This window comes from Streptomyces sp. NPDC037301 (assembly GCF_055602785.1).
Genome location: NZ_JBVJWD010000004.1, coordinates 1 through 19,993 on the forward strand (window position 1 = coordinate 1; position 19,993 = coordinate 19,993).

A 19,993-nucleotide genomic window follows, 5' to 3' on the forward strand; every position below is an offset into this window, starting at 1 on the left:
CCCATGAAGAACATTGTGGCCGGACACATCGCGGCCAGCACCACCGAGTTCATCGAACTGGCCCTCGGTACCCCGCTGGATCTTTGGCTGGGTGTCGAGGGCGAGAGCGAGATGGAGCGGGCAGCCCGCATGGACGCGGCCCGCGACATCCTCGCGGACAACCCCGACTTCCCCGACCGCGTCAGCCGCGTCGCCGCCGAGGCGATCGAGGCCCACGCGCCGGAACTGTTCAACGTCACCGCGCTGCCCGCCCGTCGGGCGGCTGGCCGTCGGCAGTTCCGGGGCGGGGTTGCGGCATGAGCGACCGGGTACTGCGGACGCAGTTGAGCTTGCGTTGCTGCGGGACGACGGTGCCGGAACGGACCGCCGGGCCCTGCTGGCAGTTGTACGTGGTCATCACGGGGCTGGTGAGCGAGTGGCCCGTGTTCACCTGGCCCACGTCGCACCAGGTGCCGAGCCGCGAGGAACGTGGGGCGGCGCTCGCCTCGCTCGGGTTCACGCTCGCGCACGGTGCCGAGTGGGAGTGGAGCGAGGACACCGGTCCCGGCTACCACCCGCACCCGGCGCGCGTCGTTCTCATGGCCGCCGCCAAGGTGCAGCGCGCGCCGGGAGGTGCGGCATGACGACCACGGCGCAGAACATGGATCGGCCGGCGGTTCCGCCGCTGACCCGCCCGGAACTCGGGCTCGCTGGACTCGGTGCGCTCGCCGCGGCCGGGGTCGGCGCGCTGGGCCTGATCTCCTCGTTCGACGCGGTGTCCGATGCTGCCGCACGGTGGGGGTTCGGTGAGCCGTGGATGGTCCCGGTCGGCATGGACGTGTCGATCCCGGTGTTCTCGGTGGCGAACCTGCTGCTGATCCGGATGGACATGGCTTTGGCGTGGGTGCGGTTCGTCCCCTGGGTTCTCACGTTGGTGACCTGCGGGTTGAATGTCTCGGCCGGTCACGATCTGTGGGCGAAGGTCGCGCACGGGACGATGCCGCTGCTGTGGGTGGTGTTTTCCGAGATCGGCGCCCACATCTACGCGTCCCGGATCGGTGCGGTCACCGGCCGTCGCATGGACAAGATCCGTGCCTCACGGTGGCTGTTGGCTTTTCCCTCCACGTTCGCGCTCTGGCGTCGGATGACGCTGTGGGAGATCACCTCCTACGCCGACGCACTGACCCGTGAGCGGGAACGCCTGCTGGCCCGTGCCGAGTTGCGCGAGCGGCACGGGCGCCGCTGGCGCTCGAAGACACCACGCGCCCAACGCGTTCTGCTCAGGCTCGGGGAGGCCAACCCCGCAGGCGAGCAGAACCCGCCCACCGAACCGCCCAGCGAGCCGCCCGTGAAGCCGGACCCCCAGCCCGGACCGGAGCAGGCCGCCAAGCCGAAGCCGCCCGCGAAGCCGTCCGCCCGCCGTAGCGCGAAGCCGAAGACGAAGCGGACCCCAGAAGAGATTCTGGCCGAGGCGCGGGACATCACCACGGCATGGCCGGACGCGGCACTGACCGCCGACGGCATCCGCACCGCGGTTCACGTCTCGCAGGCCACCGCCCGCGCTCTGCGCGACACGCTCAAGGCCGAACGCCAGGCCGCTGCATCCCCTGTCCTGCACAGCGTCGACCCCGGCGCCGAGCAGGACGACACCGAGACGGACGCGGAGCACGCTGGGGCGGTGGCGGCATGAGCGCGCTCTTAGCCGCACTGGCCACGGCCGGGCCGTTGACGGCCGGTTGGGCCGCCCATACATGGTGGCTGCGTGGTCGTCTGCACCGCGCCCGGCGTGACCCGCTTACCGGGCTGTGGACGCGCGACGGGTTCACCCGCCGCGCGTCCAAGCTCCTGAGCGATCCTCGGGCGGTGGTGGTCCTCGCGGACGTCGACCACTTCAAGCAGATCAACGACAACTACGGCCACGCAGCGGGGGATGCCCTGCTGCGGGCGACCGCGGACCGCCTTGCCCACTACGTCGGCCGGGCCGGTGTCGCCGGACGACTCGGGGGCGATGAGTTCGCCGCCGTCATCATCGACGACCACGGCACCGTCTCAGACCTGCTCGCCGTCCTCCACGGCGTACTCGCCCGCCCCGCAGACGGTTTGGATCCGACGGTGCACACCACGGTGTCGCTCGGCTGGGTCCGCACCGCCGACCACCCAGGCGAGGACCTCTCCGGTCTGCTGCGACGGGCGGATGAGGCGATGTACGCGGCCAAGCAAGCCAGGGCCGGGGTACGTCGGGCAGGACTCGGCAAGCTCCTCGCCACGTGGTCCGGCCGACGTGCCGGCCGACGGGGCACCGCACTCGCCGGACCACGGGACGCAGCCTGATGTCCCCCGCGTTCGGCAAGTGCTACGACCCAACCGGGGCGATGTACGGGATACCGACGTTCCCGTGGAAGTACGCCCCGGACGGCTACGCCACCCGCCGCCAACTCCGCGCCCGCGGACTGCGCCCCGGTGGCCAGCAGGTCGCCGCGCAGGTGATGCGCCGCTCCCGCAGCCGTAAAGCCGGTGTGTTGGTCGCCTACCTCTACCGCCTCGACCTGGCCAAGCCCGTACGTCCCATGACACCAAGCCGTGCGGCAGCACTCGCGAAAGCGATGCTCGCTCGCCGCACCTGCCCGCAGTGCCAGGTGGATGCCGGGTACTGCATCCCGACCTCGCTCGGCATGTGCCCCGCCTGCGCCTACCCCGAAGAACAGCGTGCCGCCTGAACTGGGTCTTGCTGGATTACGAGAGGAGGCCGGCGGCCCAGTCCCACACACCCCAATGGTTCAGGACGCGTACAAGCAATGCCAAGCCAAAAGCGGTCTGCAGTACTGACTTCGCCAGATGCGACCACGAGCAGAAGAGCCGCGGGAAGCGGCGTTGGCTTCGTGGAATCGGCTCCTCACATCTGAGACACGTGCGGTCTTTGGCCTTCGCAGCGTCTAGCGCCGTCAACTCCCCACCCATGGCGCGACCTTAGCCGAGCAAGGCCGGTCGCACACTGCCAGCCCATCGCGGCACGCGTGACTCGCACCGTGCAAGTTCGCTCAAGCGGAGTCCGGACGGTCAGCCGTCCAAAGCGCCATACGGGCCCCTTCCAACCCCAGTTGTCCGGGAAGGACAGTCAGTGAATCACGACGACGAAAGCGAACTCTTCAACCGACTCGAAGCCGACATGGCCACCACCCCCGCACCCGACTCGGTCGGGGAAGTGGTCGACCTCGACAAGGCACGGTCGGCCCGTGCCGAGTCGGCCGACCCCACCGCCGACCGGTCGGCCGACCCGGTTCACTCCCGGTCGGGTGCCGAGTCTGATGATCGGTCGGGCGACCCGACTGAGCCCGTGATGGTCGATGGTCCGGCGGAAGTCGGGCCCGGGTTCCTGGGCCGACTCATGGGCGCCAAGCGCCGGGCCATCGTCCCGTTGTGGCTGCGCTCCGGTAAGGAGTTCAAGACCGCCGCCCGCTGGGCCACGGGCCACTACGGGCACCTGGCCGGGTACCACGGGCTGCGGTCCCCGTACTACGCGGCACGGCTCGCGTTCCAGGCGCCGCGGGGTGCGGCGAAGTTCGTGGGCGGGACGATGCGGTGGGTGGCCGACCGGGAGGGCGAGCCGGTCCGACTCGCCTCTGTCCGCCGGGAGGATGCGGCCGAGTACCTGAAGCTCTCCCGCCAGCGCGATGGGCGGGTCCGACTGCGGACCCTGGTCACCGTGCTCGGCATGTTCGTCGGGCTCGGTGCCGCGCTCGCCATTTACGTCCTCGCCCCCGGCTGGCTCCAGGCCCTCTCGGTCGGGGCGGTGCTGCTCGCCCTGGGATCGGCCGGCACTCAGGCCGACGCCCCGGTCATCACTCGCGCAGTCGAGATGACGAAGGCGCCCAAGCTCACGTCCGACATCGTTCTCCGTGCCCTGGGCGCGCTCGGCATCACGGCGATCAACCAGGTGCAGAGCAAGGGGAGGGACGGGTTCACGTTCACTGCCCCGATCACCCGCGACGGCCCCGGCTGGCGTGCGGAGGGCGACCTCCCCTACGGCGTCACCGTCACCGACGTGATCGAGCGCCGCGACAAGCTCGCATCCGGTCTGCGGCGCCCGCTCGGCTGCGTCTGGCCCGAGGCCGTCCCCGACGAGCACACCGGCCGCCTGGTGCTGTGGGTCGGGGATCAGGACATGTCGACCGCCATGAAGCCCGCGTGGCCGCTGATCAAGGGCGGGTCCGTGGACCTGTTCAAGCCGGTCTCGTTCGGCACTGACCAGCGCGGGCGCTGGGTCGACATCACCCTGATGTACATCGCAGGCGTCATCGGCGCCATCCCGCGGATGGGCAAGACGTTCCTGCTCCGTCTGCTCCTGCTCATCGCCGCACTCGACACCCGTGCGGAGGTCCACACCTACGACCTCAAGGGAACCGGTGACCTCGACCCCGTCGGGGAACGGGTCTCGCACCGGCACCGGGCCGGGGACGATGACGAAGACATCGAGTACGCGCTCGCTGACCTGCGGGAACTGCGCACCGAGCTGCGGCGCCGGGCCAAGATGATCCGGTCCCTGCCGCGGGACATCTGCCCCGAGTCCAAGGTCACGTCCGAGCTGGCGAACAAGCCCAAGCTCGGACTGCACCCGATCGTCATCGGGGTGGACGAGTGCCAGGTCTGGTTCGAGCACCCCAAGCACGGCGGGGAGTTCGAAGAGATCTGCACCGACCTGGTCAAGCGCGGCCCCGCCACCGGCATCGTCCTCCTGCTGGCCACCCAGCGCCCGGACGCGAAGGCCCTGCCCACCGGCATCTCGGCGAACGCGTCGGCCCGGTGGTGCCTGAAGGTCATGGGCCAGCTGGAGAACGACATGGTCCTCGGAACGTCCAGCTACAAGCGAGGTATCCGGGCCACGATGTTCTCGTGGAAGGACAAGGGCATCCACTACTTCGTCGGTGAAGGCGCCGACGCAAGGATCGTCTCGTCCGTCTACGTCGATGCCCCCACCGCCGAGGTGATCGGACTGCGCGCCCGCCGCCTGCGGGAAGCCGCCGGAACCCTCACCGGACACGCCGCCGGGGAGTCGTTCGAGGACCGGGAATCGAGCGGCTTCGACCTGCTCGCCGACATCCTCGCGGTCGTGCCGGCCGAAGAGCCCAAGCTGTGGTCCGAGGTCGTCGTGGCCCGTCTCGCCGAGCTGCGGCCGGACGTCTACGGCGGCTGGGAGCCCGAGCAACTGGCCGCCGCGCTGAAGCCGCACGGCGTCAACACCGGACAGGTATGGGGCAAGACCGAGTCCGGGAAGGGCGCCAACCGGCGCGGTATCGAGCGCTCCCGCATCCTCGCCGCGATTGCGGAGCGTGACGGAAACCGGGACGCGGGCTGACGGATTCCGCCGCTAGACCTAGCGTCACACCCCGCTAGGTCTAGCGGCACCGCTAGCGGCCAAAACCCGCATCGATCAGGCGGCTAGTCACTAGCGCCCCACCTGCGAAAACCCTTGAAACAGGCCCAGGAGGCCCTTCATGACCCCTGCCCTGCTCGCTAGCGCACTCCTCCTACTCATCACTCTAAGTTACGCATCTCTATGTGCGGCTTCGCCATTCGGGAACTGCCGCAAGTGCCGCGGCTTCGGCCACGCCATCACGACCGACCGCAAGGGCCGGGCCAAGCGCGGCAAGGACTGCCGCCGCTGCAAGGCCACCGGCAAGCGCATCCGGATCGGCCGCCACCTCTACAACGTCGCCGCCCGCCTCCACCGCGACGGCACCCGCTAACCCACCCGAAGGGAAACCGCTGTGGTTGTCACCGTCTCGCTGGTCCTGCTGTTCGGACTGGTCCTGTTCTTCCTGCTCCGCTCCAACACCCTCGGCTGGGGCTCCGCGTTCATCGCCGTGATGTTCGGGTTCTTCCTCGCCTCCACCGGAGCCTCCGGACCCATCAACGAACTCACCACCGCCGTCATCGACGCCATCCCGGACCTGTAGGAGGCACCGCCATGAACGAACCCCTCGTCGCCCGTCACTGGGTCGCGCTCGCGGCCCCGAAGATTGCACCGGCTGTTGCCACGTCCACCGTGCTCATCCTGGGCCGGATCTGGAACGCCAACGGCGCCGAACACAGTGTCGGCAACGCCGCTCTGATGGTCGTCCTTGCCGCCGGTGCAGCAACGGCCGGCGCTTTCGCCGCGGCCGGTCGCGGTGGCGGTGACGGGGTGATCGCCGGGACCGCATTCGCCACCTCCGGCGGCCTCGCGCTCGCCGGGGTCGCCGGATACACCGACGGCCTCCCGCTCCCGCTGCTGCTGTGGGTCGTTGCCACCACGGTCGCGTACGGGATCGCCGCCCGCTACTGGCGCACCGACCGCCGCGACACCGTGGCGTACGAGCGGCAGACCACCGTCCGGCGCGAGGACCACGCCCACGTCGAGCGGGTGGAGTTGCTGCGCAGCCACACACAGATCGAGGTGGCCCGAGAATCCATGGCCTACGCCGACGCACTCGCTCAGGCACTCACCGTCCGTGCCGCCCTGCCCGGCTTCGACCCCGCCGCCCTCACCCGCGCCGGACTCCCCGAGCTCCCGACCACCAACCCATAGCTACGCCAAGGGCGGCCCCCTCTCACGCCAATGAACCGGGGCCGCCCTTGTCCAGCCAGTCACAACAGAACTGGAGACACCCAGCATGACCCAACCCACCCCTATCCGGCGAGCCGCCGACCACCAGCCGCGAGGAATGAGCACCCACCTTCGAACTGCGTTGGTACTGGCCACTGCGGGCGTGCCCGTCCTGCCCCTGAGTGCGGGGAAGAAGCCGTTCGGGAACTGCCGCACCTGCTCCGGCAACGCCTGCGGCGACCGTCCCCACATGAAGAACGCGGGCCCCTGCCAGTGCCCCGGTGTGTGCCACGGCTGGGCCGCCGCCACCACCGACCCTGCTGTACTCCACTCCCCCGCGTGGACCGGGCCGTGGCGTGAGGCTCAGGCGGTCGCCTATCACCCGGGAGGGGCGGGGCTGACCGTCGTGGATCTCGATAACGCCGACGCCGTTGCCTGGGCCCGTGCCACCCTGCCCGCCACCCGGACCGTCCCCACGACGCGCGGCGAGCACTGGATCTACCTGGGGGCGATGCGGTCGGCCAACTCCGTCCGCCCCGGCGTGGACATCAAGTCGCTCATGTCCTACGCCCGTTGGCTTGGTCCCGGTACCGGTTCAATGGTGGTTCTACCGTCTGCCGGGCGGGCCCTGGTCGTGAAGGAAGAAACCACCGCCGCGCGAGCGAGGGTGGTCTCTTCGTCTCCCCGCCAAGCCGAGTGGGACCGCAGCGTCGCCACCGGATGCCGACACACCGAACGCTACGTACGCACGGGCCTGGAACGCGGCCTCGCCCTCGTGCGATCCCGCACCGAGTCCGGCGCCGGATCGCAGGCGTACGGGGTGGCCCAGTTCCTGGCCACGCAGCACGCGTCATGCCCTGGACCCTGCGGCCTGGACACCATCGGTCAGCAGATCATCGACGCAGCCGTCTCCGTAGGCGTCCCCGAGCCGTACGCCGCGCGGGCCGTCGCGAACGGCCTGTACGGACCCCAGACCATGAGGCGAGCCTCATGACCGCGCTGGAAGAGCTGCCCGCGCCTTCCAACCCGATGGCCGTTGCCCGACGGGTCATCCCGGACTGGCAGTCCCCAAACGGGCGGCTGCTGTGCCGACGGTGGCGCGGTTCGTGGATGCGGTGGACCGGAACCTGCTGGCGTGAGCTGGACGAACAGCAGATGCGGGCCTCGCTCTACAAGCGCCTGGAGTACGCCGCCTACAGCGTTCCGGGCAAGGACGGCCAGCCCGAGATCCGTGACTGGGCCCCCACGAAGCAGAAGATCAGCAACCTGCTCGATGCTTTGGGGGCGATCACGCTCCTGCCTTCCGCCGCGGATGCCCCGTCGTGGATCGAGCAGGACACGGCGGGCAAGGACAGCAGCCCGATCGTGGCCTGTGAGAACGGCCTGCTTCGCATCCGGGACCGGACGCTGCTGCCGCACACGCCCGGCTTCTTCAACCTCGTCTCCGTCCCGTTCCATTACGACCCGTCCGCGACCGCCCCGACATGGGAACGCTTCCTGCGGCAGATCTGGCCCAACGACGGACCGGCTCTTGACGCGCTGCAGGAATGGTTCGGATACGTCCTCTCCGGCCGCACCGACCAACAGAAGATCCTGCTCATCAAGGGGCCGTCCCGCTCGGGCAAGGGCACTATCGCCCGAGTTCTCAAGGAACTGGTCGGACGCGAGAATCTCGCCGGTCCCACCCTCGCCGGTCTCGGCAGCAACTTCGGACTGTCCACACTGCTCGGCAAGCCGCTCGCCGTCATTTCCGACGCGCGCCTGTCCGGCAAGGACGGCGGGCAGGTCGTCGAACGGCTGCTGACCATCTCCGGTGAGGACACCATCGACATTGACCGCAAGTTCCGCGATCCGTGGACCGGCAAGCTCCCCACTCGGTTGATGATCCTCACCAACGAGCTACCGAACTTCGGAGACTCTTCCGGGGTCATTGCCCGCCGATTCATCGTGCTCAACATGACGGTGTCGTGGCTCGGTAAGGAAGACACCGCCCTCACTGACAAGTTGGCTGCCGAGATGCCCGGCATCCTCAACTGGGCCCTGGAGGGACTGGCCCGTCTCCAGCGCGCCGGGCGGATCACGGACCCGCCCTCATCGCAGGAAGCGGTCATCACCATGCAGGACACCGCATCGCCCACGAGTGCGTTCATTCGCGAGCGCTGCACCGTCGGCGCCGACTGCGACGTGCCCGTGGACACCCTCTGGGCGGTCTGGCGCGAGTGGGCCGAGGACAACGGCGTACGAGCGGTAGGGACGAAGCAGATGTTCGGGCGAAACCTGCTCTCAGTCGTCCCTCAACTGCACCGGGCTCGCCCCCGCGACGCGTACGGCCGGCAGGTGCCCACGTACACCGGCATCACCCTCACGCCGTCCGATCCGCGATAGCCCGTGTCGCGACTCAAGCGACTCAAGCCGTCCCGGAACGGCCCCTGAGTCGCTTGAGCCGCGACACACAGCAATGCGGACTCAACACACACCAGCGCGCATGACCGCACCGAGGAGTGCCATGGCCCGCCCCACCATGCTCAAGCTTCCCGAAGTCCTGAACGAGATCAGCATGAGCCGCGCCGCCTTCTACCGGATGCGCGCCCGCGGCCTCGCCCCGAAGCTCATCAAGCTCCCCAACGGCCAGCTCCGCGTTCGTCGAGCGGACCTGGACGACTGGCTGAGCGACTGCGAAAAGGCCGCAGCCTAACCCACCCCGTACACCGAGGGGCCCACCGTTCGCGGTGGGCCCCTCTCCTCATGGAGACCCATGCTCACGTACGACGTAGACATCTGGTCCATCCGCACCCGCAAGAATCGCCCCAAACCCTTCGAGCTGCGGTGGCGTGTCGGCGCCCGCCCTCATTCCAGAAGCTTCAAGCTCAAGGCGCAGGCAGACGGGCGCCGTTCGCAGCTCATGACAGCGCTCCGGGAACGCGAGCAGTTCGACGAGGAAACCGGCCTGCCCGCGAGCGAGCTGGCGGCGCTCAACTCCCCCACCTGGTACGAGCACGCCAAGGCGTACGTGCTCATGAAGTGGCCCAAGGCTGCCGCCAAGCACCGGGCCAGCATCGCGGAAGCGCTCGCCACGCTCACCCCCGCGTTCGTCTCCACCTCGCGCGGCGCCCCGGACGCCAAGGTGATGCGGCACGCCCTCTACGCCTACGCATTCCGTGCGGTCCGCCGCAACGACGGAACTTTCGTCAGCCGGGATGAGGTGGAGAATCCGCCGACCGATGTGGCGGCGGCTCTGGAATGGATCTCCAAGCACTCGTTGAAGGTGACGGAAGCTGCGAAGCCGGAACGGCTGCGGGTCGCCTTGGACGTCCTGGCTGTGAAGCTTGACGGCAAGCCTGCCGCGGACAACACCGCGCATCGCAAGCGGATGGTGCTCAGCAACGCCATGCGCTACGCCGTGGAGCGCGACGTGCTGACGTCGAATCCGCTCGGACGGGTCGACTGGACAGCGCCGGACAAGGAGGACGAGATCGAATTCCGCTACGTCCCCAATCCGAAGCAGGCGGCGGCGCTCATCACTGCAGTCCGTGAGCAGGGAGCCCGGGGCGAGCACCTGGCAGCATTCTTCGGCTGCCTGTACTACGCGGCCATGCGTCCTTCCGAAATTGCCGATCTACGGGCCACTGACTGCCGACTGCCCCGGGCCGGGTGGGGCGAACTCACGCTGGGAGGCAGCCGCCCGGAAGTGGGGTCCGGGTGGACCGACGACGGCTCTTCCTTCGAGCAGCGCGGACTCAAGCGCAGAGCACGCCGCGCTACTCGCCCAGTGCCGATCCCACCTGTGCTCGTGGCGATGCTGCGCGAGCACATCGAGCAGTACGGAGCGGGGCCGGACGGCCACATCTTCCGTGCGGCGCGCGGTGGTCGGGTCCGTTCCACCGAGTACTGCGAACTTTGGGAGGCTGCGCGGATCGCGGCTCTGTCCCCGTCCGAAGCAGCGTCACCGCTCGCGGCCGTTCCGTACTCGCTCCGACATGCCGGCGTATCGCTCTGGATCAATGCCGGGGTCGACCCGGTGGAAGTCGCACGACGGGCCGGACACAGCATCGCGGTGCTCTTCCGGTTCTACGCAAAGATCCTGCGGGGCCAGCAGGACCGGGCCAACCAGCTCATCGACAAGGGACTGAGCAGCGACGCCGAGGGGTGATTGGCTCTGTTCATAGGACCGGTTCCGGCTCGGCTTCGGCGATGAGTTGGGCCAGTCCGTCGTCACTCACGCACAGCACCGATCTCACGAACCGCCACCAGCAGCCGGTAACTCACCTTTACATCCGGCGAGTCTGGCTCACCGTGAAAGCAGAGACGACGGCCGACCCACGTATCAAGGACTGGGATCGGCTCGTTGCTCGCCTGGCGCATCCATGCACCCTCGTACCAGGCGATCGCACGACGGTTACAGGGCACGCATAGCACGCCACGGACACAGGCCCTGCAGTAGTTCGCTGGCCGGTGTCCCGCGGTGCAGTCGTGAGCATGGTCAAGTTCCCAGCCTTCCGGCCCCGGATCGACTGTCCCACACAAGCAGCGACCGCCCTGCAGCGCGAGGATCGCGTCCCGGGCGAACTGCGATATGCCCCGGCCATAATGCACATGGCACAGGCCGCGCGAGTAGGTGGTGCCCACGCAGGCTCCGTACCGGCATACCGGCCCCCACTCCGCCTGAGACTTCCAGCCCCGAATGGGGGTGAGCTCTTTACCGTCGTTCTTCTGCTGATAGTGGGTGGAGCAGTACCCATCCGAGGAATGCGGCCGGTCACACTGCGGATCGTCGAACCGGCACCCGGTGTACTGGCCTGCCTTCGCCTTCGCCTTGATCGGTTTCAACGCGCGCCCAGTGCGCGCCTGCTCATAGTGGGTCTTGCAAAGCAGCACGCCATCCCTCCGTGCGCTACCTGGCCGCCCGCACTCTGGAAACCAGCACCCCGCTACGACCTTGCCTGCCATCAGCACCCCTCCAGGTTCGCAGTCTGGCTTGCCCGGGAACCTACTCCCCACCTCTGACAGCGATGGCCCACTTAGAAAGCACAGAAGTGAAGCCAGAGCCCGTCCTCGTGAACAAGGCCAGGGTGATCCTGGCCCACACATGGCCCATACGGGCTGATCAATCGTGGGATTCAGGCGCTCGGGATGAGACAGGGTGAAACGCAGAAGGGGTGTCTCTCACTGAGAGACACCCCTTCTGACCAGCACCTACGCTGACCTGGGCGGTGGGTGTGGGATTTGAACCCACGGTGACATCGCTGCCACGACGGTTTTCAAGACCGTTCCCTTAGGCCGCTCGGGCAACCCACCCCGCGCCCCCGGCCCATGGACCGAGGTTGACGCGAGGACAGCCTAGCCGGTCAGCTGTCGCCCTTGCGCTCCCCCAGGGTGACTTCGGCCGTTGCCGTCTTGCCGTCGCGCTTGTAGGTCAGTGTCACCCGGTCGCCGGGCTTGTGGGTCCAGATCTCTCCGATCAGGGTCGGGCCGCTGTCGATCACGGTGTCGTCGAACTTCGTGATGACATCGCCCGCCTTGAGGCCGGCCCGGTCGGCGGGGCCGTCCTTCGCCACGGCTGCCGTACCGCCCGTGCCCTGGTCGGGAATGGCGGCACCGCCGGTCCTCTCGTCCATCGTGACCGTGGCGCCGATCACCGGGTAGACCGGCTGACCGGTCTTGATCAGCTGCTGGGCGACGTTCGCCGCCTGGTTGATCGGGATTGCGAAGCCGAGGCCGATGGAGCCCGCCTGCGTCTGACCGACACTGCTGCCGGTCGACTGGATGGCCGAGTTGATGCCGATGACCGCGCCGCGCGCATCGAGCAGCGGGCCGCCGGAGTTGCCCGGGTTGATCGAGGCGTCGGTCTGCAGGGCGCTCATGTACGAGTTGCTGCCACCGGAACCGTCGCCGGAGGCGACCGGGCGGTTCTTGGCGCTGATGATGCCCGTGGTCACCGTGTTGGACAGACCGAACGGGGCGCCGATCGCGATCGTCGAATCACCGACCGCGACCTGGTCCGAGTTGCCGAGGGCCAGCGGGGCGAGCCCCGACGGCGGGTTCTTCAGCTTCAGCACGGCGACGTCGTAGCCCTGCGCCCGGCCGACCACCTCGGCGTCGTACTTCTTGCCGTTGGAGAACGTCGCCGTGAGCTGGCCGCTGTTCGCAGCGGAGGCCACCACGTGGTTGTTCGTGAGGATGTGGCCTTCCTTGTCGTACACGAAGCCGGTGCCCGTGCCGCCCTCGCCGTCACCGCCCTGCGCATCGATGGTGACCACGCTCGGCAGCGCCTTGGCGGCCACGCCCGCGACCGTGCCGGATTCGCGCTTGAGGTCCCGCGGGTTGGCCGACGCCGCGACCGTGGTCGAGCCGTTGGAGCTGTCGTTCCGGTCGGCCGCCCAGTAGCCGAGGGCGCCGCCGATACCGCCCGCGATCAGCGCCGCCGCCGCCACCGCGGCCACCAGGCCGCCCATGCCCCGCTTGAGCGGGCCTTCGGGGGAGGCGAGCTGGGCCGGGGCACCCCAGACCGGACCGGCACCGCCGCCGTCCGCGCCGTGGTGCGCGTACGCGGGGACGGCGGGAGGGGGCGGGGGCCAGTTGGCTTCGGCGGCCGACTGGAGCCCCGGGGGAGGCGTACCCGGCACGGAAGCCATGGGGGCGGTCGCGGTGGCCGGTTCCACCGTCGGAGGGTACGGCTGCTGCGCCTGGGGCGACTGCTGCGCGGCTGCCGCGTCCGGCGTCTGCGGGTACGCCGGGGCGTCGGGCGTGCTCTCAGGTGACCCCTGAGGAGCATCGGCCGGCACTGGAGGTGCGGACGGAACGGACGGAACGGCCTCGGCCGCAGTGCCCTCGTTGCCCTCGTTCTCTGTGCTCACAGCTCTTTAACTCCTCGGTTTCACATCATTTTCGGCAAGAGATCCGCTGTGTACGTGTCCCGGGACAGCTTTTCCCAAGGCACGTCAGGCCACTGTAAGCAGGACCTGTGCATCCGCACACCAATCTTTACATCCGGCAAAACGGTCTCCCGCTACGAGGTACCCACAGCCGCGTCGCAAGGTGCGGACACCCGTGGCGCGAGCTGTACGCAGCAGTCGCTTCTCGGTGACACGATGACGCAGTGACCCACGCACGGCAGCAATCCACGCACCATTCCATCCAGGTCATTGCCCACCGAGGCGCGTCCGACGACGCCCCCGAGCACACCCTGGCCGCATACCGGAAGGCGATCGAGGACGGCGCCGACGCGCTGGAGTGCGATGTACGGCTCACCGCCGACGGCCACCTCGTCTGCGTACACGACCGCCGGGTGAATCGCACCTCCAACGGCCGGGGCGCCGTCTCCGCGCTGGAGCTCTCCGAGCTCGCCGCCCTCGACTTCGGCTCCTGGAAGGACCGCGAGGAGTCGGAGTCCCCGGACTGGGATCCGGTACCGGGGGAGCTCACCTCCGTTCTGACTCTGGAGCGACTGCTCGAACTGGTCGCCGAGACACGGGCAGCCGGGCGCCCGCTCCAGCTGGCCATCGAGACCAAGCACCCCACCCGCTGGGCCGGCCAGGTCGAGGAGCGGCTGCTGCATCTGCTGAAGCGCTTCGAGCTCGACGTCCCGCCGGCCGAAGGCCCTTCGCCGGTACGGATCATGAGCTTCTCGGCACGCTCCCTGCACCGCATCCAGGCCGCGTCCCCCACCCTGCCCACCGTCTATCTGATGCAGTTCGTCTCGCCGCGCCTGCGTGACGGGCGACTGCCGGCCGGGGCGCGGATCGCCGGCCCGGGGATGCGGATCGTACGCAGTCACCCCGGCTACATCGAGCGGCTGCACCGTGCGGGCCATCGCGCGCACGTCTGGACGGTCAACGAACCCGAGGACATCGAGCTCTGCATCGATCTCGGCGTCGAGGCAATCATCACGAACCGCCCGAAACAGGTTCTGTCACAACTGGGACGCTCTTAACATCAGTTACACGGAGTACACCGGCGCATTCGAACCGTATTCGATCGTTACGAGTGCGTCACTGGCAGGCGATTGGCCGGTTTCCGGTCCAGCCCAGGAGGGCATCCACTCCGTGGCGTGGGGCAAAGGAGGTCTCGGGGGTGGCGTTGGTGGTGGCACAGGAAGTGCCCACGTCGTCGAGCATGGCCGTACCCCATGGCCCTGCGGGCGTGGGTCGGGCACGGCACCGGATGCGCGAGCAATTGCGCAGCTACGGGATGCCGGATTCGGTCGTCGACGATGCTGTATTGATCCTTTCCGAACTACTCAGCAATGCCTGTCGGCACGGCAGGCCGCTGGGGCGACACACAGATGTGGGTGACGGCGACATCCGTGCCGCATGGCGCGTGGACAGAACAGGCGGCCTGACCGTCGAAGTCACGGACGGAGGCGGTCCGACCCGACCGATTCCGGCCACACCGTCGGTGACGGCGCGCGGCGGCCGCGGGCTCAACATCATCAGCGCGCTCGCCGAGGAGTGGGGCGTACGCGACAGTTCGTCCGGCGAGGTCACCGTCTGGGTCCTCGTCAGCGAGGGGCACGGACGGGTGTCCGGAGTACGGGGTGTGTCGGGGCTCGACGGGCCGGGCTTCGCGGACGCCTTCGACGACATGAGCTGACGTTCCCGCACGGGTACGGATGTCTGCGGTGACGGCGGCGATACGAGCGCCCCTACCGGCACACGTGTCGATGGACAGGCGTACGCGCGGGCATTCCGCAATCCCGTCTCGCCGGGCGCGCAGGCGGATGTGTCCCGGACGCGACACGGGCAGCTAGGCTCGCGGCCCAGACCGCACTGTCGCAATCGGGAGAAAGCCCACCATGGCCAAGAAGCGCCCTCAGACCAAGGCCGGGAAGCAGCAACTCAAGGACGGCGAGATCCCTGTGGTCGGGGCTCGCGAGCCCTGCCCGTGCGGTTCGGGCCGCCGCTACAAGGCGTGTCACGGCCGCGCCGCCGCCCAGGCGGTGACCGAACTCGTCCACCGCCCCTTCGAGGGCCTGGCCGGCGAGTGCGACTGGGTCGCCCTGCGAGAGCTGGTACCCGCGGCAACGGTCGAGCTGACGCTGAAGGGCGGGCTGCCCGAAGGTGTGCCCTCCGTGACTCTCGCGACGGTCCTGCCCATGGCGTGGCCGGCGCTCCGCCGCGACGACGGCTCGGTGCTGCTCGCCCTGCAGAACGACACCCCGTCCGGTGACCTCAGCCGTGACCTCGCGGACACGCTGCAGCGGGCGCTGGCCGCCGAGCCCGGTTCGCCCGTGGCCGCCCGGCGCGCACCGGCCGACGGTCCGCGGCTGCAGGACGTACTCGACCCCGATGCGGCGTTCGAGCCCGTTGTCCACTCCGGCTTCGAGTTCTGGGTTCCGGACGCGGAGAACGCCACGCCCGAGGTGTCCGCGTCCCTGGAGCGCGCGAACGAGGCGGCGATCCCGACGGCCCTGCTCTCCGGAGTGGACGCCGCGTACTGGTGCGAGACCCCGGAGAAGAACCACCTGCGCTGGGTCATGCCGCACCCCGAGGAGCAGCTCCTCGACGCGCTCGCCCGGCTGCACGCCGCAGGCACCTCCTCGCTGGGCGAGGGGACGCGGCTGGTCGGCTCCTTCCGGGCGCACGGGCTGATGGTCCCGGTCTGGGATCTGCCGAGCGCGATGGGGGCCGCGGAGTGCGAGAAGCCCGCGGCCGAGCTCGCGGAGCGGCTGACGGCGGCGCTCGCCTCGGACGCACCGCTCACCGCCGAGGAGCGGCGGGCCCGTGGCGGGCTCACCAACCGCCAAGTGACGCTCAGCTGACAGTGACAACCCCCGGGTCCGTTCGGTGATGCATGTCACAACTCGCCGTACTCACAGGTAAATCGCTGTCCTAATACGCGAGATCGAATTTGCGAACGGCAGATCTCTTGTTACCGTTCTAGAAGCCCGGTCGCTGGTGCATCCCCCGTCGCCAGCGACCGGGCATCCTCATTTCCGGGCACGGCGCACAGCGCGCGACGCGGCGCACGAGCCCGCGCACGATCCCCTCACCGATGCAACCCGGCCCTCGCCTTCACGTCGGACCCCGGCAGCCCAGCACCTGTGCACCGGCGGCAACCCGGCGCGACAGAGCCCGGATTGACGACGGGCCGCCATCGACAGCGGAGCCTCCTCCACCGACGCGCCATCGGCCCCGCCGGAGCGACCGGCCTCGAACAGAAGCCGGAACTCCCTTATGAATACCCCTTCACAGAACCATTCGAATAAATCTTCGAAGAATGCTTCGAGAAGGCCCCGGAAGATCCATCAGAAATCCCTGCACCGAAGTGCTTTGCAGCGGCAGACTTTGCATTGACCGGCATGAGATCGGGGCTGATGGAGTAGCCGGGAGAAGACGGGAGACGGCGGGCGCGGAACCGGAGCCGTGAACGCTGTCACACCCGCGATACCGATCACGCGACCTCACCTGTCGGCATCCGTCGATGCCTGTCGGCTTCGCCCGAATTCCTGACGGTCCGTCGGAGATATCAGCGGAATATGAACATCCCGGTACAGAACGCCCATTTACACCGGGAACTCAGGTCGACTCACGTCCGAACGAGTGAGCCGACCACGGATTCCGCCCCCACAGGGGCGCGGCGCACCCGCCAACCGCCCGCCGACCACTCGTCAGTAGGCGAGCCGGCTTCCGCCGTCCGGTGCGCTGTTGCTCGCCTCGACCAGTGCATCGAGCACCGCCCCCACATCCGGCAGCCACGGCGCGGCGGATCCGGGGACAGGCTCCCCCCTGTCCGGGCGCGGCCGGGAGATCGGGGAAGGAGCCCGTTCCCAGCGCACCTGCCCTGCCCCCACCTCGGACGGCGGAAGGACGAGATAGCCGCCCTCGCCGTGGAAACGCAGCGAGCTGGGCACCCGGTCCTTGGCGTGCAGCAGCTCGCCGAGCCGTTCGAGGGTGTACGGAGCGACCAGCAGCGACCACCGGGTCGGCGTCGCCACCACGGGGCCGAGCCGCGCACCCATCCGGTCCAGCTCGGCCAGCGCCCGGGCGGCCGCCACGGCCGGCAGGCTCAGCGCGCACGGAGCGCGTCCGCCGGTGGCCAGCACGATCGGGGCGGTGGGCCGGTTGGCCCACCACCAGCGCACCATGCGCTCGTCGGTGGTCGCTGCGAGGAGACCGGGATCGAAGGGGTGTGCGCCGGGTACGGCGCACTCGGGATCGGGACAGGCACAGCCACGACCACGGTCACCGCGACCACCGGCCGCCTCGAGTCCCACTCCGGGGAGCACGGGCCACTGCCATGCGGTGGCACAGGTCAGGACCGCGTCCAGTTGGGCGGGCCTCACCCTGCGCCGGAGCCGGAGCCTGCGTCGCCTTCCGAGGATCTCGCGCATGAGCGCTCGTTCCTTTCCGTTGAACGCCGAGGGTCCACATCACACCACGCGCACATCACAGCACGCGTTCATCACTTCACTGTGCGTACATGCTCTTCAAATCTGCGGTACGGGTGGGTCGTCGGTACCGAGCATGCGCTGAGCCGGGTCGAGCAGGGCGAGACGGGTCCGGACACAAGCCATGGCGAGGAGCAGCGCACGTATCGCGCCTGCCGTCCCAAGGTGCAAACCCCGCCACTCGGGGGTGGGGGGCGTGGCCGTCACAGATGAGGACGTCCGGGCCCGCTGCCAGGTTCCGGGGCGATCAGAACTGCCCCTGGTCGTCATCGATTACGTACCCAGCATGCCCGAAATGACGCTCCCTCTGGGACTTCACCCCGAGAACACCCCCTGTCGAGCACACCCAGTCGACCGCAAATAGCCGCCATAGGGTGCATTTTTTGGCCAACTTATGAGTCACTTGGACACCATAAATCCCGCAGGGACAATGCTGGACATGGCCTTACTTGTGCGTGTACATGTGGATGCAACGTGTACACGTGGATGCACTGATAGCGGCGCAGAATGACATGGGGGTTTGCGATGCTATTCGACGAAACGCACCGGTTGGAAAGCCGACTGCCATGAGCGCCCCGCACCTGCCGAAAGTGGCTGGAATCGATCCCATGGTTCCTGTTTCAGCGCACACTGCCGGTTCTCTGTCCGAAGTACCGGCCGCCCCCGGAGCGTTCATCCAGGACCGGCTGGCCGGCTGGGTCTCCGACCTCACCACGCTGCACGAACTCACCGAGCGACTGGCCAGAACCAGCACGCTCGACGACGCGCTGCACGAACTGCTGGACGCCGGAGCCGCCCTGGTCGGTGCCCGCCGCGGTCTGGTCGTCTTCGAACCGTCCGACCACCGCGGCCCCGTAAGCACCATCGGCCTCGGACTCGCCCATGCCGAGCTCGGGCACATCGAGACAGTGCCACGCAGCGCCACCTCCTACGGCCGGATCCTGGAAGGGCTCCCGGACGCCGAAGGAGCACAGACCACCCCCGATCTGCTCGGCGACACCAGCCTGGATCCCCGCCGCCGCGAGGTCGCCGCCCGGCTCGGATACGCCGCCAGCTACGCCCTGCCGCTCACCGCCGAGGCGACCGGCAGACTCGGCGCCGCCGTCTGGCTGTACGACGAACCCGCCGAACCACTGGAACGCCAGCGCCATCTCATCGGCCTCTACGCCGGATACGCCGGCGAGCATCTGGCCAGGCTGCTGGAGCTGGAGCGGGCCAGGGCAGATGTCGCCACCGTCACGGAGGAGCTGCTGCCCAGCCGACTGCCCCGGGTCACCGGCGTACAGCTGGCCGCACGCCATCGCACGGCACCGCAGGGCGGCGGCGACTGGTACGACGCGCTGGCCCTGCCGGAAGGTGCGCTCGGTCTCGCCGTGGGCTCGGTGAGCGGCTCCGGCCCGAGCGCCCTGGCCGCCATGGGCAGGCTGCGTGCCGGTCTGCGGGCGTACGCGGTGATGGAGGGCGAGGATCCGGTCGCCGTGCTCTCGGATCTGGAACTGCTGCTGCGGCTGACCGAACCCGCCCGTTCCGCAACCGCCCTGTTCGCCTACTGCGAACCCGCCCGCCGCAAGATCCTGCTGGCCGGCGCAGGCCACACCCCGCCGCTCGTGATCGGCGACCGGCGCACCGAGTTCATCGAGACCTCGGTCTCCGCACCGCTGGGCATGCTCGCCTGCTGGGAGGCGCCCAGCGTGGAGATCACTCCCGCGCCCGGCGAGACCGTGCTCCTCTACACCGACGGGCTGCTGCGCCGCACCGGCGACTCGATGGACCGGGCGTTCGCACGGCTCCACACGGCGGCGGCGTGCGTACCGAAGGCGCTGCGTGACGACGCCGGGTCCGTTGCCGACCATGTGCTGCGGACCGTGCTGCCGAACGGGCTCGACCAGGGCAACAGCACGGAGGACGTGGTCATTCTGGCCGCGCGCTTCGACTGAGCCGGCCGGCCCGCCCCGACTGCGCTGTGCAACCCGCCGCGGCCAGGCCGCGTAACAGGTCTTCCGGCCCTGTGCCCCCTTCCGTACGCCCGTACGATGGACGGGGTC

At 69.0% G+C, this 19,993-nt stretch carries 20 protein-coding genes and 1 tRNA gene; 17 read left to right on the forward strand and 4 right to left on the reverse strand.

From position 1 onward, the window contains the following. From ACZ7IB_RS08705 to ACZ7IB_RS08765, 13 genes are all read left to right on the forward strand, one after another. A partial coding sequence (locus ACZ7IB_RS08705) for a hypothetical protein (protein ID WP_470910489.1) occupies positions 1-300 on the forward strand: 300 nt, incomplete at its 5' end. Next, positions 297-623, forward strand: a complete 327-nt coding sequence (locus ACZ7IB_RS08710) for a DUF6303 family protein (RefSeq protein WP_470910490.1) — start codon at positions 297-299, stop codon at positions 621-623. The genes ACZ7IB_RS08705 and ACZ7IB_RS08710, both read left to right, overlap by 4 nt. Further along, the gene (locus tag ACZ7IB_RS08715) at positions 620-1,669 is read left to right on the forward strand and encodes a DUF2637 domain-containing protein (protein WP_470910492.1); all 1,050 of its coding nucleotides are present in this window, start codon (positions 620-622) and stop codon (positions 1,667-1,669) included. Before ACZ7IB_RS08710 ends, ACZ7IB_RS08715 begins: the two co-directional genes overlap by 4 nt. Beyond that, on the forward strand, positions 1,666-2,310 hold the full coding sequence (locus tag ACZ7IB_RS08720; protein WP_470910493.1) for a GGDEF domain-containing protein: 645 nt from the start codon (positions 1,666-1,668) through the stop codon (positions 2,308-2,310). The genes ACZ7IB_RS08715 and ACZ7IB_RS08720 overlap by 4 nt, the downstream gene beginning before the upstream one ends. Beyond that, entirely contained in the window at positions 2,310-2,696 is a 387-nt protein-coding gene (locus tag ACZ7IB_RS08725; RefSeq protein WP_470910496.1) for an RRQRL motif-containing zinc-binding protein, read from the forward strand. Before ACZ7IB_RS08720 ends, ACZ7IB_RS08725 begins: the two co-directional genes overlap by 1 nt. A gap of 401 nt (positions 2,697-3,097) precedes the next feature. Next, positions 3,098-5,332 (forward strand): cell division protein FtsK, encoded by a 2,235-nt coding sequence (locus ACZ7IB_RS08730; RefSeq protein ID WP_470910498.1) that lies wholly within the window; start codon positions 3,098-3,100, stop codon positions 5,330-5,332. Between the two features lie 139 nt (positions 5,333-5,471). Continuing rightward, positions 5,472-5,723 (forward strand): hypothetical protein, encoded by a 252-nt coding sequence (locus ACZ7IB_RS08735; protein WP_470910500.1) that lies wholly within the window; start codon positions 5,472-5,474, stop codon positions 5,721-5,723. 21 nt (positions 5,724-5,744) lie between these two features. Next, entirely contained in the window at positions 5,745-5,933 is a 189-nt protein-coding gene (locus tag ACZ7IB_RS08740; protein WP_443037649.1) for a hypothetical protein, read from the forward strand. An 11-nt stretch (positions 5,934-5,944) separates the two neighbouring features. Then, positions 5,945-6,544, forward strand: a complete 600-nt coding sequence (locus tag ACZ7IB_RS08745; protein WP_470910503.1) for a hypothetical protein — start codon at positions 5,945-5,947, stop codon at positions 6,542-6,544. Between the two features lie 136 nt (positions 6,545-6,680). Then, positions 6,681-7,556, forward strand: a complete 876-nt coding sequence (locus ACZ7IB_RS08750; RefSeq protein WP_470911151.1) for a bifunctional DNA primase/polymerase — start codon at positions 6,681-6,683, stop codon at positions 7,554-7,556. Further along, positions 7,553-8,947, forward strand: coding sequence for a DNA primase family protein (locus ACZ7IB_RS08755; protein WP_470910507.1), 1,395 nt, complete (start codon positions 7,553-7,555; stop codon positions 8,945-8,947). The genes ACZ7IB_RS08750 and ACZ7IB_RS08755 overlap by 4 nt, the downstream gene beginning before the upstream one ends. Before the next feature lie 121 nt (positions 8,948-9,068). Then, positions 9,069-9,257, forward strand: coding sequence for a helix-turn-helix transcriptional regulator (locus tag ACZ7IB_RS08760; protein WP_470911153.1), 189 nt, complete (start codon positions 9,069-9,071; stop codon positions 9,255-9,257). Positions 9,258-9,317: 60 nt separating this feature from the next. Continuing rightward, the gene (locus tag ACZ7IB_RS08765) at positions 9,318-10,712 is read left to right on the forward strand and encodes a tyrosine-type recombinase/integrase (protein WP_470910511.1); all 1,395 of its coding nucleotides are present in this window, start codon (positions 9,318-9,320) and stop codon (positions 10,710-10,712) included. 62 nt (positions 10,713-10,774) lie between these two features. On the opposite strand, the gene ACZ7IB_RS08770 is transcribed toward ACZ7IB_RS08765, so the two are convergent. The 3 genes from ACZ7IB_RS08770 to ACZ7IB_RS08780 all read right to left on the reverse strand — a co-directional run bounded on the left by ACZ7IB_RS08770 (position 10,775) and on the right by ACZ7IB_RS08780 (position 13,416). Further along, entirely contained in the window at positions 10,775-11,437 is a 663-nt protein-coding gene (locus ACZ7IB_RS08770) for an endonuclease domain-containing protein (RefSeq protein ID WP_470910513.1), read from the reverse strand. 333 nt (positions 11,438-11,770) lie between these two features. Next, positions 11,771-11,857, reverse strand: a tRNA-Ser gene (locus tag ACZ7IB_RS08775). Positions 11,858-11,907: 50 nt separating this feature from the next. Beyond that, positions 11,908-13,416 carry a S1C family serine protease gene (locus ACZ7IB_RS08780; RefSeq protein ID WP_470910516.1) on the reverse strand — a complete coding sequence of 503 codons (1,509 nt, stop codon included), beginning with the start codon at positions 13,414-13,416 and terminating at the stop codon, positions 11,908-11,910. Positions 13,417-13,658: 242 nt separating this feature from the next. Between ACZ7IB_RS08780 and ACZ7IB_RS08785 the strand changes: the two genes are divergently transcribed. The 3 genes from ACZ7IB_RS08785 to ACZ7IB_RS08795 all read left to right on the forward strand — a co-directional run bounded on the left by ACZ7IB_RS08785 (position 13,659) and on the right by ACZ7IB_RS08795 (position 16,319). Then, the gene (locus ACZ7IB_RS08785; RefSeq protein ID WP_470910520.1) at positions 13,659-14,492 is read left to right on the forward strand and encodes a glycerophosphodiester phosphodiesterase; all 834 of its coding nucleotides are present in this window, start codon (positions 13,659-13,661) and stop codon (positions 14,490-14,492) included. 53 nt (positions 14,493-14,545) lie between these two features. Continuing rightward, the gene (locus tag ACZ7IB_RS08790) at positions 14,546-15,151 is read left to right on the forward strand and encodes an ATP-binding protein (protein ID WP_470910523.1); all 606 of its coding nucleotides are present in this window, start codon (positions 14,546-14,548) and stop codon (positions 15,149-15,151) included. Between the two features lie 202 nt (positions 15,152-15,353). Beyond that, positions 15,354-16,319 (forward strand): DUF5926 family protein, encoded by a 966-nt coding sequence (locus ACZ7IB_RS08795; protein WP_470910526.1) that lies wholly within the window; start codon positions 15,354-15,356, stop codon positions 16,317-16,319. 849 nt (positions 16,320-17,168) lie between these two features. On the opposite strand, the gene ACZ7IB_RS08800 is transcribed toward ACZ7IB_RS08795, so the two are convergent. Then, complete coding sequence (locus ACZ7IB_RS08800) at positions 17,169-17,891, reverse strand: bifunctional DNA primase/polymerase (protein WP_470910529.1); 723 nt, start codon at positions 17,889-17,891, stop codon at positions 17,169-17,171. Positions 17,892-18,556: 665 nt separating this feature from the next. On the opposite strand from ACZ7IB_RS08800, the gene ACZ7IB_RS08805 reads away from it, so the two are divergent. Next, positions 18,557-19,885: a PP2C family protein-serine/threonine phosphatase gene (locus ACZ7IB_RS08805; RefSeq protein ID WP_470910531.1), complete on the forward strand. Its 1,329-nt coding sequence runs from the start codon at positions 18,557-18,559 to the stop codon at positions 19,883-19,885. Positions 19,886-19,993 lie beyond the last annotated feature (108 nt).

Bases quoted from the DNA above. Each gene is read 5' to 3' on its own strand.
- ACZ7IB_RS08755 (WP_470910507.1), top strand. From the start codon at position 7,553: ATGACCGCGCTGGAAGAGCTGCCCGCGCCTTCCAACCCGATGGCCGTT.
- ACZ7IB_RS08750 (WP_470911151.1), top strand. From the start codon at position 6,681: ATGAGCACCCACCTTCGAACTGCGTTGGTACTGGCCACTGCGGGCGTG.
- ACZ7IB_RS08715 (WP_470910492.1), top strand. From the start codon at position 620: ATGACGACCACGGCGCAGAACATGGATCGGCCGGCGGTTCCGCCGCTG.
- ACZ7IB_RS08725 (WP_470910496.1), top strand. From the start codon at position 2,310: ATGTCCCCCGCGTTCGGCAAGTGCTACGACCCAACCGGGGCGATGTAC.
- ACZ7IB_RS08710 (WP_470910490.1), top strand. From the start codon at position 297: ATGAGCGACCGGGTACTGCGGACGCAGTTGAGCTTGCGTTGCTGCGGG.
- ACZ7IB_RS08735 (WP_470910500.1), top strand. From the start codon at position 5,472: ATGACCCCTGCCCTGCTCGCTAGCGCACTCCTCCTACTCATCACTCTA.
- ACZ7IB_RS08795 (WP_470910526.1), top strand. From the start codon at position 15,354: ATGGCCAAGAAGCGCCCTCAGACCAAGGCCGGGAAGCAGCAACTCAAG.
- ACZ7IB_RS08765 (WP_470910511.1), top strand. From the start codon at position 9,318: ATGCTCACGTACGACGTAGACATCTGGTCCATCCGCACCCGCAAGAAT.
- ACZ7IB_RS08805 (WP_470910531.1), top strand. From the start codon at position 18,557: ATGGTTCCTGTTTCAGCGCACACTGCCGGTTCTCTGTCCGAAGTACCG.
- ACZ7IB_RS08745 (WP_470910503.1), top strand. From the start codon at position 5,945: ATGAACGAACCCCTCGTCGCCCGTCACTGGGTCGCGCTCGCGGCCCCG.
- ACZ7IB_RS08720 (WP_470910493.1), top strand. From the start codon at position 1,666: ATGAGCGCGCTCTTAGCCGCACTGGCCACGGCCGGGCCGTTGACGGCC.
- ACZ7IB_RS08800 (WP_470910529.1), bottom strand. From the start codon at position 17,891: ATGCGCGAGATCCTCGGAAGGCGACGCAGGCTCCGGCTCCGGCGCAGG.
- ACZ7IB_RS08760 (WP_470911153.1), top strand. From the start codon at position 9,069: ATGGCCCGCCCCACCATGCTCAAGCTTCCCGAAGTCCTGAACGAGATC.